The 14825-nt window shown below is 69.9% G+C and carries 10 protein-coding genes and 3 pseudogenes; 8 read left to right on the top strand and 5 right to left on the bottom strand.

All coding sequences use genetic code 11. The features are described 5' to 3' along the window. Positions 1-3: 3 nt before the first annotated feature. The 3 genes and pseudogenes from ACFV1W_RS06040 to ACFV1W_RS06030 all read right to left on the bottom strand — a co-directional run. Positions 4-3864, bottom strand: coding sequence for an RHS repeat-associated core domain-containing protein (locus ACFV1W_RS06040; protein WP_380413538.1), 3861 nt, complete (start codon positions 3862-3864; stop codon positions 4-6). Further along, positions 3861-4571, bottom strand: a complete 711-nt coding sequence (locus tag ACFV1W_RS06035; protein WP_380413536.1) for a WXG100 family type VII secretion target — start codon at positions 4569-4571, stop codon at positions 3861-3863. The genes ACFV1W_RS06040 and ACFV1W_RS06035 overlap by 4 nt, the downstream gene beginning before the upstream one ends. Before the next feature lie 307 nt (positions 4572-4878). Further along, a pseudogene (locus tag ACFV1W_RS06030) lies at positions 4879-5115 on the bottom strand (LLM class flavin-dependent oxidoreductase); the annotation flags it as partial. Positions 5116-5404: 289 nt separating this feature from the next. Here ACFV1W_RS06030 and ACFV1W_RS06025 point away from each other — a divergent pair. Further along, positions 5405-6346 carry an MBL fold metallo-hydrolase gene (locus ACFV1W_RS06025; RefSeq protein WP_380413534.1) on the top strand — a complete coding sequence of 314 codons (942 nt, stop codon included), beginning with the start codon at positions 5405-5407 and terminating at the stop codon, positions 6344-6346. Positions 6347-6419: 73 nt separating this feature from the next. Next, the gene (locus ACFV1W_RS06020; RefSeq protein ID WP_270145478.1) at positions 6420-6872 is read left to right on the top strand and encodes a helix-turn-helix domain-containing protein; all 453 of its coding nucleotides are present in this window, start codon (positions 6420-6422) and stop codon (positions 6870-6872) included. On the opposite strand, the pseudogene ACFV1W_RS06015 reads toward ACFV1W_RS06020, so the two are convergent. Continuing rightward, positions 6861-7100, bottom strand: a pseudogene (locus ACFV1W_RS06015) (LLM class flavin-dependent oxidoreductase); the annotation flags it as partial. The gene ACFV1W_RS06020 and the pseudogene ACFV1W_RS06015 sit on opposite strands and share 12 nt — an antisense overlap. A gap of 287 nt (positions 7101-7387) precedes the next feature. Here ACFV1W_RS06015 and ACFV1W_RS06010 point away from each other — a divergent pair. Next, complete coding sequence (locus tag ACFV1W_RS06010; RefSeq protein ID WP_380413533.1) at positions 7388-10015, top strand: RICIN domain-containing protein; 2628 nt, start codon at positions 7388-7390, stop codon at positions 10013-10015. Positions 10016-10122: 107 nt separating this feature from the next. On the opposite strand, the pseudogene ACFV1W_RS06005 reads toward ACFV1W_RS06010, so the two are convergent. Beyond that, positions 10123-10362, bottom strand: a pseudogene (locus tag ACFV1W_RS06005) (LLM class flavin-dependent oxidoreductase); the annotation flags it as partial. Positions 10363-10506: 144 nt separating this feature from the next. On the opposite strand from ACFV1W_RS06005, the gene ACFV1W_RS06000 reads away from it, so the two are divergent. The 5 genes from ACFV1W_RS06000 to ACFV1W_RS05980 all read left to right on the top strand — a co-directional run bounded on the left by ACFV1W_RS06000 (position 10507) and on the right by ACFV1W_RS05980 (position 14817). Then, entirely contained in the window at positions 10507-11094 is a 588-nt protein-coding gene (locus tag ACFV1W_RS06000; RefSeq protein ID WP_380413531.1) for a hypothetical protein, read from the top strand. Positions 11095-11198: 104 nt separating this feature from the next. Further along, the gene (locus ACFV1W_RS05995) at positions 11199-12209 is read left to right on the top strand and encodes an ABC transporter ATP-binding protein (protein WP_380413529.1); all 1011 of its coding nucleotides are present in this window, start codon (positions 11199-11201) and stop codon (positions 12207-12209) included. Next, on the top strand, positions 12193-13092 hold the full coding sequence (locus ACFV1W_RS05990; protein WP_380413527.1) for an ABC transporter permease: 900 nt from the start codon (positions 12193-12195) through the stop codon (positions 13090-13092). The genes ACFV1W_RS05995 and ACFV1W_RS05990 overlap by 17 nt, the downstream gene beginning before the upstream one ends. Before the next feature lie 38 nt (positions 13093-13130). Beyond that, positions 13131-14048, top strand: a complete 918-nt coding sequence (locus tag ACFV1W_RS05985; protein ID WP_380413525.1) for an ABC transporter ATP-binding protein — start codon at positions 13131-13133, stop codon at positions 14046-14048. Between the two features lie 52 nt (positions 14049-14100). Next, positions 14101-14817, top strand: coding sequence for an ABC transporter permease (locus ACFV1W_RS05980; protein ID WP_380413524.1), 717 nt, complete (start codon positions 14101-14103; stop codon positions 14815-14817). Positions 14818-14825 lie beyond the last annotated feature (8 nt).

Raw genomic sequence — 14825 nt, 5'->3', positions numbered from 1 at the left:
CACTCACAATCCGTCGTCCGTAATGAAATCGAGTTTGTAGTGCTCACTGAGAGCTCGGCAGCTCTTGCACGGCCCGATCGGGTGGCCGTGCTTCGGGTGCTCTGTATTGCTACGGATGATCATCGCAGCTGCCGTGGACCCGGTCGGATCGATCTTGTTGTTCAGTGCGTCCGAGAGGAGTACGGGAAGTCCGCACTTGCCGTGCCCGTCGCCGCGCGCTTCCGCGGGGACCGTGTTCAGAACCGCCTGGACATCAGAATGCAGGACGGGCGCGGCGCCCCTGACGCTCGGGCTGGTCTTGATCTGTCCGTTCGGCAGCTTGAGGCCTTCCGCAGCCACCGGCCGCATCCTCGAGGGGCTCACCTTCGTCCCCTTGTCGGCCTCCAGCTTCACCGCCTGGAGGAGATCATCGTGTTGGTGGGTCGACAGCCCCAGAGGATCGGCCCAGGTGTGCGGGTTGTGGACGTACGCATCGGGATTCGGGGACGGAGCCAGGCCAAGCGGGTCCGGGCTGGTGTAGCGAGCGGTTTCGGGATCGTAGTACCGGTTGACGTTGTAGTGGAGACGGGTCTCCGGATCGAAGTACTGGCCCGGAAAGCGCAGCGGGGTGTAGGTGGCGCTGTCTGCGGGCCAGGTGGTGTGTCCCCACAGGGTGTGCGTGGCACGCCACGCAACGGCTTCCGTGCTCGGGTCGACGAGCTCTTTCGGGGTGCCAACGAGGTCGGTCACGATGGCGAAGAACCGGCGGTCGATCCGGTCCTGCGGACTGTCGGCTGTCGCGAAAGTGGTGATCTTCTCGCTCTGGGCGAGCGGGTGAAGCTCCTCGTGATCCCAGCTGAGGGTGTGCGGGCCCGGGAGGTAGGGCGCATGCGTGGTCTGTTCGGCGAGTACCGGACCGTCCCAGGTGAAGTCGATGCGCTCCTCGACAGCGGCACCATCGGTGCCCATGCGGTGCTTCGTGATGCGACGTCCGAAGGGGTCGTAGAGGTATCGCCACCGCGTGCCATCGGGTGTGGTCACCTGGGTGAGACGGCCCTCGGCGTCCCACCGGTAGCGCCAGGTGTCCGGCTTCTTAGACAGCCGGGTCTTCTGCCGCAGGGTGATGCGTCCAGCGGTGTCGTACTCGTAGCGGATACGGCCGGCGGTGACGAGCTGCGTGCCCTCGAAAGTCCGGGCGCCGACCGCGGCCCAGGTGCTGCCGGTGGCTGGCCAGTCAGCCTCGGTCACGTTCCCCGCCGGGTCGTAGGCATAGCTCTCGCTCCAGCCTTCGGCCCGGACTCCGGTGACCCGGCCGGCTGCGTCGAGATCGAAGGTGCGGGAGCCGGAAAGCCGGTCATCGACCGCTCTGAGGTTGCCGTCCGCGCGGTAGGTATAGGTCCGCTGCTGGAGGATCGTCCCCGGATTCGCATCACCGTTGTGTAGGACCTGGCCGGTGAGGCGGTGCCGCGCGTCCCAGGTGTTGACGAGGGCAAGATGCTCGTCGTACATCCGCTGCTGCTCGCGTCCGGCAGGGTCATAGGAGAAGCTGACCCTTCCGCCTGCGGTGGCCAGGGTCATCGGCCGCCCGGCGGCGTCGTATGTCCAAGCGCTGACATGCCCGTCGGGCGTCGTGCGCTCCGTCCGCCGTCCCAGCATGTCTCGCGTGTGTGTGAGGGTGCGTCCGTTGACCGACTCGGTGAGCAGATGTCCCAGTCGGTCATAGGTGCGCACAACTTCCGCATCCGGGCTGACGGCCCGGATCAGGCGGCCTGCGGCGTCATAGCAGTAGCTGGTGGTGCCGTCGGGCGTGTCCTTGGCCGCTATTCGGCCGAGCAGGTCATAGGTGTAGCTGATCCGCTGACCCATGGGGTTGGTGCGGGAGGCGATCTGATCGGCTTGGTCCAGCTCGTATGTGACGGACCGCCCGTTGAAGTCGCTCTCCGCGACCAGCCGCCCCGCCGCATCGTAGGTGTAGTTCCAGACCTGGCCGAGGGCATTGGTGACGGCGACCAACTGCATGTGCGTGTCGTAGTCGAACGCGTAGCGGGCACCGTCGGGCCCGGTGCTGGCGGCGAGGGTCTCGAAGTGCGTGTACTCGAACGTGCTGATCCGACCCAGCGCATCGGTGTGGGTCAGCACGTTGCCCTCGCCGTCGTAGGTCCACGTCTCGGTGGACCCGTCCGGGGCGGTACGTGTATTCAGGCGCCCCTCGACCGTCCAGGTCATCCGCGTCACACCCCCGATGGGATCGGTGACTGCAACCGTGCGTCCGAACGCGTCGTGCTCGAAGCGGGTTGTCGCGCCCGTCGGATCGGTGACCTCGACAGGAAGCCCTGCCGGGTTGCAGGACACCCGCACCGTGTTGCCGAGCGTGTTGGTGACCGAGGCAAGGTGGCCGAGCTCGTCATAGCCGTAGGAAGTAACCGCGCCGGTCGGGTCCCTGAGGGACGTACGGAGGCGGGCCTCGTCATAGGTGTGGCGCCACACCGACCCGTCCGGCTCGCTGATCTGGACTGGCAGGCTGAGTTGGTCGAGGTAGACGGCGGTGGTCTGTTCGCCGTCCGGGCGGGTGACGGATATGAGGTCCCCGGCGCCGTCGTACTCGTAGCGGGTGGTGCGGCCGAGGGCGTCGGTCTCGGTGAGGAGGCGGTCGTACTCGTCCCGTTCGTAGGCGGTGGTGTGGCCGAGGGGGTCGGTGATCGCGGTGATCTGGGCGTGGTCGTTGACGGTGTACGTGGTGGTGTGGCCGAGGGCGTTGGTCTCGGTGTGGGTGCGCAGACCGGTTTCGGGGTCCGGGGCGCCGTAGGTGAAGTGGAAGCGCAGGGTGCCGTCGGCGCCGCCCTCGTCGACCGCGCGGTCGAGGCGGTCGTAGGCGTACAGGTACTGGGAGTTGTTGCGGTCGGTCCAGGAGAGGATGCGGCCGCTCGCGTCGTTGGCGAAGCGCATGGGCTTGCCGCTGGAGTTGTAAACGGCGCTGAGGTGGCCGTCGGTGTAGCCGTATCGCAGCAGCAGGGCTTCGCCGCCGGTCTCGGTGGCGTTGGCCAGGCGCAGGGCGGTGATGCGGTCGGCGTCGACGGTGACGCGCAGTTCGTAGCCGCCGGAGTGGGTGATGGAGAGCGGGACGCCGTCCTCGTCGTAGTTCAGGGTGTACTGGCGGCCGTGGCGGTCGCGGACGCGGGTGAGGAGGGCTTCGGTGCCGCCGGCGGCGGTGGTGAAATCGCGGACGATGCCGGTGGAGCGGTCGCGGAGGTGGTAGCCGCCGGTGGCCAGGCGCAGTTGGCGGCGCTCGCCGGCGATGGCCTCGACGGTCTCGCCGGGTTCGGGGTGGGGGTAGGCCTGGGTGATGCGGTCGGCGCGTATGTGGACGACGCCTTCGGTGTCGATCTCCAGGCGTTCGTCGAAGGTGCAGACCCACTTGGGGCCCATCCAGCGGCCCGCGATATACCCGGACTCGAAGTTGCGGGTGAACAGCAGCGGGAGGGAGCCGGGGAGGGAGGCGTCGACCTGGTCGATGTACATCCGGCCGGTGGCCATGTCGACGGGCTCACCACCGCCGCAGCGGGAGTCGTGCGCACGGCCCTCGGTGCGAGGGTCGCGGACCTGTTCGCGGCCGCGGCCCTTCGGGTGGTAGTCGCCGCCGCGGGCGCCGCCGCGGGCGGTGCCGCCGGTGCCGGGGTGGGGGAGGTCCTTCCCTCCGCCCTTGAGGAGCTTGTCCATCTCGGCGGCGTGCCTGGCCTCGGCCTGGCGGGTGTTGTGGGCGACCTGCTTCAGGTGGGTGCCGGTCTTGCGGTAGAAGCCCTTCATCGCCTTGCCCGCGTCGTCGGCCAGGGCCTTGCCGAGCTTCTGGGCGCTGTGCTGGAGGGCTTTGACGATCGGGTTGCTCATTCGAAGCTCACCGCCGCGACTTTGGTCCGGAACGTTTCGGCATGGGTGGCGACGGCCTGGGCGTGCTCGTGCATGGTGCGGGCGTGGGCCTCCAGGCCTGCCGGGTCGATCTTGTAGCCGCTGCCGGCGCTGTTCGCGCCCGCGGCGGCCGCCTCGAAGACCAGGCCGGTGACCGCCTCGGAGACCGTGTCGATCAGCGGGCTGATCGCCGCCTCGATGACCTCCGCGATGATGTGCTGCTCCAGCTGCTGCACCAGGGCGTTGACGAGGCGCTTGGCGGTCTCCTCGATCGCGACGACGGCGACCTCGGCCAGGCCGAAGGTCGCCACGGCGGCGGCCTGGTCGGCGATGAACGCGGCTGCCAGGACGGTCAGTTCGGCGATCGTCGCGACCTTCGCGGCCACGATCGTGTCCGCCGCTACGTCCAGCGCGGTCGCCACGGTGTGGCAGGCCTGCACGATCTCGTCGAAGTGGTCGTTCGAGGCCGCGGCCCACTTCTTCGCCAGCGCCTCGTAGGACTCGCCCTCGTAAGACTCGCCGACCTGCTTGACCGTCGCGCTGGAGTGCCCGTGGGTGGCCTCCACGTCCTTGGCGAACTGCCGGACGTGGTGCGCGAAATCGCGGACCTTGTCCTCGTTCACCGTCGGCCACTTGATCCCGATGAGGTTCAGGAGTGTCACCACGTCATGCGGCAACTCGATCGCCATGCCACGCCCCCCGGCTCATTACATGCGCACGCCCCTTCGAGAGACATCAGCATGGCCCGTCAGGTTCCCGTTAGCGCAAGGAAGAATCGAAAGAAACATGAGCTTCCCCTTCCGACGCACCGCGCCCGCTGCGAAGGTCCGCCTCGACGTCACCGCAGGTCAGTTGTAGGGCGGGGCTCACGACATGGCATAGCCTCGCGTGCCGGTACCAGGGCTGAGGGTGAGGAGTGTCACGCGGGGTGTGCGGGGCGGTGCTCAGCACCGATGAAAGGTCGATCGGATGCGATCCGTCCACAGGTCAGGCTGCGATGGGTGAACGAGGCTCGACCGAAGTTACGAGCGTGCCGAGCCGGATCCGCTCGGTCGCCGTCGCGGCAGCCGTCAGCGTCGGGACCGAACCGAACCACGGCTCGTCCCGGAAGCTCCGCCAGGAGAGGTGGTCATAGGTGTACGCGGCGTGGAAGCCGAGTTCCTCGGCCCGCCGCCAGATCTTCTGCCCCTCGGCCCACCGGTGGATGGGGAGGATCACGGTGCTCAGTCGCATACGCCGACCCTACGTGCAGCGCTCTGATGGGTGAGGCTTCGAGTGAACTGCGGCGACATCGGAAGCGGTCAGCGCGCAACTCTCGATTGTTCCTCGACCCTGTCCAGCAGGCCAGTGAGCTGGCTGCATCCGGGGAGGTACGCACATCACGATCACCCCGTCACCGCGCTGCGGGGGACGCACTTGCAAGTGCGTACTTCCCAGCAGATTGTCACTCTCCGATAGTCAGTAACGAGGGCCGCGGCCTCCCGGCCGTGCCCGAGCGTGACAGCCTGTCGAGGAGAGAACCATGGTCCAGCCCGCACTCCGCGCCCAGATCGCCATCGGTGAGACGACGGTGACCTATCTACCCGACGGGGAGGGGTGGCTCAATCCGGCCGCGTTCTTTCCTTCCAGCGTGCCGGGCGGCTGGGCGACGCACACGGAGTTCCTCGACGAGCGTGGCTGGTTCCCGGTCAGCATCGGTTCGTTCCTGATTCGCGCCGGCGGGCGGTCCGTCCTGGTCGACCTTGGCCTGGGCAACGTCGACTTCGCGATTCCCGACGTGGCGTCGTTCAAGGCCGGCGCGCTGGTGCGGAACCTGGCCGCCGAGGGCCTCTCACCCACCGACGTGGACGCTGTCGTCTACACCCACCTGCACCACGATCACGTCGGGTGGACCAGCGATGTCGCTCCGGGGCCGCATTTCCCTGACGGCCGCGAGGTCAACGGGCTGACGTTCCGCGCGGCCCGGCACCTGGTGAGCGAGGCGGAGTGGCGGCACTGGGAAGGCCGCGGGACGTTCCCCGGACCGGATTCGAAGGCCGTGCAGGATCCACTGGGCGGTGTGATCGGTTTCGTCACGGACGGCGAGGAGATCGCCCCCGGTGTGCGGATCCTGTCCACGCCGGGGCACACACCGGGCCACAGCAGCTTGATCGTCACGGATCCGTCCGGTGCTGACGGCCGACGCCTGATCGTCCTCGGCGACATCATGCACTGCCAGGTGCAGATCACTCAGAGCCACTGGACGTGCGTGTTCGACGATGATCCGGAGCAAGGTCTCCGCACCCGCGCCCGGCTCCTCGAAGAGCTCGGGGACGGAAACACGATCCTGGCCGGCGGTCACTTCGCGGGGCACGTCTTCGGGCGGGTCGTCCCTCCCGTGCTGCGGCGGGTGTGGGCCGCCGGCCCCGACGCCGAGGCGAACCTACGGGTCGGGCACGGTCGGAGCGCGGCGACTGTCCGATGACACTTCGTCATGGAGTCCGCAGCACCTGACGCACACGCGAGCGCCGAGCGGATCGGTTGGTTAACGTATGCGCATGCCCGCCACCCGTGACCGCCGTCCTCGGCCGGGAACTCCCGGCCGGGTCCTGGCCTGGCTGCCGGACGGCAAGCCGGCCGACGCGTACAGCGCACCATGTCCGTCCCGTTCGGCCCTGGACCGGATCGCCGACAAGTGGACCGCTCTGATCGTCGGCGCCCTGGCTGACGGAACGCTGCGCTTCAGCGAACTGCGCGAGGCCATCGACGGCATCAGCGAGAAGATGCTCACGCAGACCTTGCGGAGCCTGGAGCGCGACGGGCTCGTCAGCCGCACGGTCCACCCGACCGTGCCGCCCAAGGTCGAGTACCGCCTCACGGAACTGGGGCGGACGTTGGAGGCCCCACTCGGTGCGGTACGGGACTGGGCGGAGCGGTACATCAACGAGGTGAACGCGGCTCGGGCCGACTATGAGCGCCGGGCGTCGGACAGCTCAGCCCGTGATGGGTGAACGAGGCTTGACCGAGGTCACCAGCGTGCCGAGGCGGATCCGCTCGGTCGCACACGCCGCCGCCGTCAGCGTCGGCACCGAGCCGAACCACGGCTCGTCCCGGAAGCTCCGCCACGACAGGTGGTCGTACGTGTAAGCGGCGTGGAAGCCGAGGTCCTCGGCCCGTCGCCAGATCTTCTGTCCCTCGCTCCACCGGTGGATGGGGAGGATCACCGTGCTCAGTCGCATGATCCCGACCCTACGCGTGGACACGGTCGGGTGAGGGTTCCGGCGACCGGCCACGCGAGAGGGGACCCCGGACGGCGCGCGGCCGGGGGTTCCACGGCCACTGGCCCCACTGGTAGGCGTCGCGCGCACAAAGGTTGCCGTGATCGGGGCGGAAGATTCCCGTCAAGAAGTTCCCGGCTCGCGGCAACCCTTTGCGGGCCCTGCGACCACAAGGGAGTGGATCCGGCCAGCCCGTGGCCGGATCCACCCGTCCCCTCGTGCACAGTTCGCAAGGAGAACGTCCACCCATGAGCAACCCCACGAACGGCAGGCGCCGCGGGCGTCACCGCCGTCGCCTGAGCGCCACAGCGCTGGTGCTCGGTGTGTCCCTCACCGTCGGGTCGTACTTCGTGTTCGTACACGGGGACTCCCAGGCCGCGACGGTCGACGGCGATGCCTACTACAGGCTGGTCTCGGTACGCAGCGGCCAGGTGGTGGACGTCAACGCCTTCTCCACCGCCGACGGCACCCGGATCCAGCAGTGGGCCGACCAGAACACCGCCAACCAGCAGTGGAAACTGAAGTCCACCGGGGACGGCTACTACGAGCTGGTGAACCGCAACAGTGGCAAGGTGCTGGGCATAGCGGGCGACTCGACCAGCCAGGGGGCTGTCGCCGAGCAGCAGACGGACCGCTCCTCCGCCTCCCAGCAGTGGCGGATCGGCGATGTGAGCGGGTCCGACGCCGTCACCTTCACCTCCCGCAAGAGCGGTCAGGTCCTGGACGTCACGGGCAACTCCACGGCCCAGGGCACGCAGATCATCCAGTGGCCCGGGTGGGGTGGTGCCAACCAGCAGTGGAAGCTGGTGAAGGTGCCCGGGGCCGGCGGCGCACAGGGCTCCGGCTCGTACGTGTGGAAGAACGCCCCGGTGGCGGGCGGCGGTTACGTCACCGGCCTGATCTTCAACCAGAAGGAGAAGGGCCTGCTGTACGCGCGCACCGACATGGGTGGCGCGTACCGCTGGGACACCGGCGCCGAGGAGTGGATCCCGCTGACCGACTGGATCGGTCAGAAGGACTGGAACCTGCTGGGCATCGAGTCGCTGGCCACCGATCCGGTCGACCCGGACCGGCTCTACCTCGCGGCCGGCACCTACACCAACGACTGGGCCGGCAACGGTTCGATCCTGCGCTCCACCGACCGCGGCCGCACCTTCCAGCGCACCGACCTGCCGTTCAAGCTGGGCGGCAACGAGGACGGCCGCGGGGCGGGCGAGCGCCTGGTGATCGACCCCGCGAACCACGACCACCTGCTGCTGGGCACCCGCAAGAACGGCCTGTGGCGCAGCACCGACGCCGGTGTGACCTGGAACCAGGTCTCCTCGTTCCCGGTCAAGGACGGCGCGAGCTTCGGCACCGGCATCTCCTTCGTGACCTACGGCCCGGCCGGCAGCAACACGATCTACGTCGGCGTCGCCGACAGGTCCACCAACCTGTACCGGTCCACCGACGGCGGCAACTCCTGGCACGCGGTCTCCGGGCAGCCCACCGGCCAGGTGCCGCAGCACGGTGTGCTCTCCGGCGACGGTTCGCTGTACCTGACGTACAGCAACGCCCCCGGGCCCAACGGCGTGACGGCGGGCTCGGTGTGGAAGTACAACACCTCCGGCGGGGCGTGGAAGAACATCTCGCCGTCCCAGGGCAACTACGGGTTCGGCGGTCTGGCCGTCGACCCGCAGAAGCCGTCCACGGTGATGGTCACCACGCTGGACCGCTGGTGGCCGCAGGACGAGGTCTACCGCAGCACCGACGGCGGTGCGACCTGGAAGACCCAGTCCGACAGGTCCGTGCGGGACGCCTCCATCGCCCCGTACCTCGGCACCGGCATCGGGCACTGGATGACCGCGCTGAGCATCGACCCGTTCGACTCCGGGCACGTGATGTACGGCACCGGCAACGGCATCTGGGCCAGCAAGGACGCCAACGCGACCGACAACGGCGGCACCAGCCACTGGTTCGTCGGAGCCCGCGGGCTGGAGGAGACGGCGTATTACGACGCCGTCTCCCCGCCCGGCGCCGCCGCCCTCATCACCGCGCTGGGCGACCAGGGCGGCTTCGTGTACGACGACCTGACGAAGGAGCCCACCGGGCGGCTGACCAACCCGACGATCTACAACAGCACCTCCCTCGACTTCGCCCAGTCCAACCCCTCGCTGGTGGTCCGGGTCGGCCGGGGCGGCGCGCAGGACGGCGCCCTCTCCACCGACGGCGGCCACACCTGGAACGGCTTCAAGGGCGAGCCGGTGCCCAGCGCGGACAGCGGCCACATCGCGATCGCGGCGGACGGCTCCAGCTTCGTCTGGACCGAGGCCGGCCAGGCCCCGTACCGCTCCACCGACCGGGGCGCGAGCTGGTCGAGGGTCAACGGCCTCGGCAACGATGCCGTGGTCGTCGCCGACCGGTCCTCGGCCAACACCTTCTACTCGCTGAACAACGGCACGCTCTACGCCAGCACCGACGGCGGCGCGAACTTCACCGCCCGCTCCGCCAACCTGCCGGGAGGCAAGCTCAGCGCCGTCCCCGGCGTCGCGGGCGACCTGTGGCTCGCCGGCGACGGCACGGGTCTGCTGCACTCCACCGACGGCGGCCGCAGCTTCACCAAGCTGTCCTCGGTGGAGTCCGCCTCCGCCGTCGGCTTCGGCAAGGCCGCACCGGGCACCTCGTACCAGGCGCTGTACCTGATCGGCACCGTCAAGGGCGTCGCCGGCGTCTTCCGCTCCACCGATCAGGGCGCGAGCTGGCTCCGGATCAACGACGACGCGCACCAGTGGGGCAACTTCGCCGGCCAGCGCATCGTCACCGGTGACCCCGACACCTTCGGCCGGGTGTACGTCGGCACCAACGGACGCGGTCTCCAGTACGGCGATCCCTCCTGAGATCCCGACCCCCTGAGCGGGGCCGCAGGCACAACGGCCTGCGGTCCCGCCATGGTTGACGGACCGCCCGTCGACCTTCACCACTCCGCCTGCTGCGCAGGTCAAGCTGTGATGGGTGAACGAGGCTTGACCGAGGTCACCAGCGTGCCGAGGCGGACCCGCTCGGTGGCCGTGGCCGCTGCCGTCAGCGTCGGGACGGAGCCGAACCACGGCTCGTCGCGGAACGACCGCCAGGACAGGTGGTCGTAGGTGTAGGCGGCGTGGAAGCCGAGGTCCTCGGCCCGCCGCCAGATCTTCTCCCCCTCGGTCCACCGGTGGATGGGGAGGATCACGGTGCTCGGCCGCATGCCCCCGACCCTAACCGGACGGACCGGTTGCGAGCCTTCGGCGAGGGGGCGGCCGGTGGCCGTTCGAGGAGGGCGGGGGGTGGGAGGCGCTAATCTGTCCGCCGCACCTTTTCTGATCACGCGTTAAACGGGGGTTCTTTCGTCATGTCTGTTTCCAGGAGGCTGCTCGCCACCGCTCTGGTCGCCACCGCCGCCTTCGGCCTCGCCGCCTGCGGCCCGGACGACTCCTCCGACCAGGGCGCCGGCACCGCCGGTGCGACCGCCGCCCCGGCCACCGCGCCGGCCACCGGAGCTCCCGTCACCGGGGCCCCGGCCTCCGGCACCGCCAAGCCCGCGCCGAGCGGCAAGCCCACCGACGGCGCCCCGGAGGGCTTCTGCACCAGCGGCCCGCTGCCCGCCGGGCAGAAGTGGGTCATCGTGCAGAAGGGCACCAGCGCGACGGCCCTGGTCTACAAGGAGTCCAAGGACGCCTGCGGCATCGACGACGTCGCCCACGAGCCGACGGGCGCCGACAAGACCGCGCAGTTCGCGCCCACCGTCAAGGGCCACCTCAAGTCGGTCGTCGCCGCGCCGAAGGACGTCAACGCCGCCGACCTGGCGAAGCACATCAACGAGTGCATCGCCACGCCCGGCAACGAGAAGGGCTTCTACCCCTGCTCGACCGGCGACTACAAGGTCGCGATCGACGCCTCCGGCAAGGTCACCGAGATGTGGGAGCGTCCGAGCTCCTGACCGGGTGGCGCAGGTGACGCCGGGCCCCGGGCTGTCCCGGACCCCTAAGGGGGGAGGGGCCCGGCGTCATCCCGCGGCAGTAGAGGACCTCGTCATTCCAGCTCATGCCCCTTGCGGCGCAAGCCCGTTACGTTGAGGGCGTGTCCACTGCTGTCATCAAGACCGAGGACCTCACCAAGAGGTTCCCCCGGGTCACCGCGCTCGACCGGCTCACCGTCGAGGTGCAGCCCGGGGTCGTCGGGCTGGTCGGGGCCAACGGGGCGGGCAAGTCCACCCTGATCAAGATCCTGCTCGGGCTCGCCCCGGCGACCTCGGGCCGCGGCGCGGTGCTCGGCCTGGACATCGCCACCCGGGGCTCGGAGATCCGCGAGCGGGTCGGCTACATGCCCGAGCACGACTGCCTGCCGCCGGACGTCTCGGCGACCGAGTTCGTGGTGCACATGGCCCGGATGGCGGGGCTGCCCGCCACCGCCGCCCGCGAGCGCACCGCGGACACCCTGCGGCACGTCGGCCTCTACGAGGAGCGGTACCGCCCGATGGGCGGCTACTCGACCGGCATGAAGCAGCGGGTCAAGCTCGCCCAGGCACTGGTGCACGACCCGGAGCTGGTGCTGCTGGACGAGCCGACCAACGGCCTGGACCCGGCCGGCCGGGACGAGATGCTGGGGCTGATCCGCCGGGTCCACTCCGACTTCGGGATCTCGGTGCTGGTCACCACCCACCTGCTCGGCGAACTGGAGCGGACCTGCGACCACCTGGTCGTCATCGACGGCGGCAAGCTGCTCCGCTCCTCCTCCACCGCCTCCTTCACCGAGGCGACGGCCGTCCTCGCGGTCGAGGTCACCGATTTCCCGCAGGACGCCGTCGCGGAGCCGGGCGCCGCCGTGCGGGAGCGGCTGACCGCCGCCGGGCTGGACGTCCAGCCGGAGGGTTCGCACCTGCTGCTGGTCCGGCTGGCCGGCGAGGACACCTACGACACCATCCGCGACACGGTCGCCGAACTCGGCCTCGGCCTGGTCCGGTTGGAGCAGCGCCGGCACCGGGTCGCCGAACTCTTCACCGACCACGACGACGCGAGCACCAGGGGAGGTACGGACGATGCCGCAGCCTCCTGACGCCAGGGCCGCCGACACCGGCGTCATCCACGACATCGGCTACCGCGGCTACACCGGCCCGCGCCTCGGCCGCGCCCACGCCGCCCGCTCACTCTTCGTCCAGAGCCTGCGCGCCGCCTACGGCCTCGGCCGCTCCGGCAGGTCCAAGGTGCTGCCGATGCTGCTGCTGGGCGTGGTCACCGCCCCGGCGATGATCTTCGTCGTGGTCGCGGTGTACATGAAGCGGGACGAGCTGCCGGTCGAGTACGCCGGCTACCTCGCCGACCTCGGCCTGGTGGTGTCGATCTTCCTGGCCTCACAGGCGCCGGTGCTGCTCTCCCGGGACCTCCGGTACCACACCGTCCCGCTCTACTTCTCCCGCCCGATCACCCGCGCCGACTACGTCCGGGCCAAGTTCGCGGCCATGGCCTGCGCCCAACTCCTGCTGATGGCCGCGCCGTTGCTGGTGCTGTACCTCGGGGCACTGCTGGCCGGGATGGACTTCGGGCACAACACCGGCCAGTTCCTCCACGGCTTGGCGGCTGCCGTGCTGTACTCCCTGGTGCCGACCTCGGTCGCGCTGGTGATCGCCGCGAGCACCCCGCGCCGGGGCTTCGGAGTGGCCGCCATCATGGGCTACCTGGCGGTGAGTTCGACGGTCGCGGCGGTCGTGGTGGGCATGAGCGGCCCCGGCCCGGGCGGTTCGGACGCGGCCCAGTGGACGGCGCTGATCTCGCCGAACGGCCTGGTGGAGGCGCTGGTCAACGAGGTGTTCGACCTCGGCTCCGGCATCGACCGCCGGCACGCCCCGGGGGCGTTCGGCACCCTGGTGTTCGCCCTGGTCGCGGTGGCGATGGTGGCGGGCTCGTACCGGCTCCTGCTGCGCCGCTACAGCCGCGTCTGATCAACCGCAGTGTTCAGTGAGACGTCTGAGAGGGCGGCATGGCCACCATCACCATCGACAAGGTCTCCCGCTGGTTCGGGAACGTGGTCGCGGTCAACGACATCACGATGTCGATCGGTCCCGGCATCACCGGCCTGCTCGGCCCCAACGGCGCGGGCAAGTCCACCCTCATCCACATGATGAGCGGCTTCCTCGACCCCTCCAGCGGCGCGGTCACCCTGGACGGCGCGCGGATCTGGCGCAACCAGCAGGTGTACCGGCAGATCGGCCTGGTCCCGGAACGGGAGTCGATGTACGACTACCTGACCGGCTGGGAGTTCGTCCTCGCCAACGCCGAACTGCACGGCCTGCCCCAGCCCGGCGCCGCCGCCCGGCGCGCCCTGGACCTGGTCGAGATGGCGTACGCGAAGGACCGCCGCACCGGGACGTACTCCAAGGGCATGAAGCAGCGGGTCAAGATGGCCTCGGCGCTCGTCCACGACCCGGCCGTGCTGCTGCTGGACGAGCCCTTCAACGGAATGGACCCGCGCCAGCGGCTGCAGCTGATGGAGCTGCTGCGCCGCTTCGGCGCGGACGGCCGGACGGTGCTGTTCTCCTCCCACATCCTGGAGGAGGTCGAGCAACTCGCCCGGCACATCGAGGTGGTGGTCGCCGGACGGCACGCCGCATCGGGCGACTTCCGGCGGATCCGGCGGCTGATGACCGACCGCCCGCACCGCTACCTGGTCCGCTCCAGCGACGACCGCCGGCTCGCCGCCGCGCTGATCGCCGACGGCTCGACCACCGGCATCGAGGTGGACGAGCGGGAGCGGGCGCTGCGGATCGAGGCGGTGAACTTCCAGGGCTTCACCACCCTGCTGCCCAGGGTCGCCCGGGAGGCCGGCATCCGGCTGTACACCGTGTCCCCGGCGGACGAGTCGCTGGAGAGCGTGTTCTCGTACCTGGTCTCCGCGTGACGCCCGGCCTGACCCCCACCGAAACCCGGACCCAGGAAGGGGCCGACCGACCATGAACCCGACCGTCGCCAGGCTGACCCTGCGCGGCCTGCTCGGCCGCCGCCGCGGCGCCCTGCTGCTGGTGGCGCCCGTCCTGCTGCTGATCGTCTCGGCGATCGCCGGCCGGTCGGACGGCGACGCGCACGGCCTGACCGTCAAGATCCTCGGCCAGCTGGACCTCGGCACCCTCGTCCCGATCCTCGGGCTGGTGATCGGCACCGGCGTGATCGCCACTGAGATCGACGACGGCTCGATCGTCTACCTGCTCGCCAAGCCGCTGCCCCGCTGGAAGATCATCACCACCAAGCTGGCCGTCGCGATCGGCACCACCTGGGTGTTCGCCGCCGTCCCGACCCTGCTCGCCGGGCTGCTGCTGTACGGCACCCGGGACGGCGTGGCGCTCGGCTACACCGTGGCTGTGCTGGTGGCCGGGGCCGCCTACAGCGCGCTGTTCCTGCTGCTCGGCGTGGTCACCCGGCACGCGGTGGTGGCCGGGCTGGCGTACGCGCTGGTCTGGGAGTCGCTGATCGGCAACTTCGTCCAGGGCGCCCGGACGCTGAGCGTTCAGCAGTGGGGCCGGGCGGTCGCCGAGGCGGTGGCCGGGGACGCGGCGGTCGGCGCCGACGTCTCGCTCGGGGCGGCCGTCCCGCTGCTGCTGGTGGTCACCGTCGGGGCGAGCGTGCTGGCTTCGGTGAAGCTCGCCGGGCTGACCCTCGCCGCCGAGGAGTAGCCGGCGTT

Source organism: Kitasatospora sp. NPDC059648 (assembly GCF_042734825.1).
In the GTDB taxonomy this organism is placed as follows: Bacteria; Actinomycetota; Actinomycetes; order Streptomycetales; family Streptomycetaceae; genus Kitasatospora.
The sequence above is the reverse complement of the archived record's forward strand: the minus strand, read 5'-3'. Positions and strand labels throughout refer to the sequence as shown.

Bases quoted from the DNA above. Each gene is read 5' to 3' on its own strand.
- ACFV1W_RS05985 (WP_380413525.1), top strand. From the start codon at position 13,131: ATGGCCACCATCACCATCGACAAGGTCTCCCGCTGGTTCGGGAACGTG.
- ACFV1W_RS05990 (WP_380413527.1), top strand. From the start codon at position 12,193: ATGCCGCAGCCTCCTGACGCCAGGGCCGCCGACACCGGCGTCATCCAC.
- ACFV1W_RS05980 (WP_380413524.1), top strand. From the start codon at position 14,101: ATGAACCCGACCGTCGCCAGGCTGACCCTGCGCGGCCTGCTCGGCCGC.
- ACFV1W_RS06010 (WP_380413533.1), top strand. From the start codon at position 7,388: ATGAGCAACCCCACGAACGGCAGGCGCCGCGGGCGTCACCGCCGTCGC.
- ACFV1W_RS05995 (WP_380413529.1), top strand. From the start codon at position 11,199: ATGCCCCTTGCGGCGCAAGCCCGTTACGTTGAGGGCGTGTCCACTGCT.
- ACFV1W_RS06040 (WP_380413538.1), bottom strand. From the start codon at position 3,864: ATGAGCAACCCGATCGTCAAAGCCCTCCAGCACAGCGCCCAGAAGCTC.
- ACFV1W_RS06025 (WP_380413534.1), top strand. From the start codon at position 5,405: ATGGTCCAGCCCGCACTCCGCGCCCAGATCGCCATCGGTGAGACGACG.
- ACFV1W_RS06035 (WP_380413536.1), bottom strand. From the start codon at position 4,571: ATGGCGATCGAGTTGCCGCATGACGTGGTGACACTCCTGAACCTCATC.
- ACFV1W_RS06000 (WP_380413531.1), top strand. From the start codon at position 10,507: ATGTCTGTTTCCAGGAGGCTGCTCGCCACCGCTCTGGTCGCCACCGCC.
- ACFV1W_RS06020 (WP_270145478.1), top strand. From the start codon at position 6,420: ATGCCCGCCACCCGTGACCGCCGTCCTCGGCCGGGAACTCCCGGCCGG.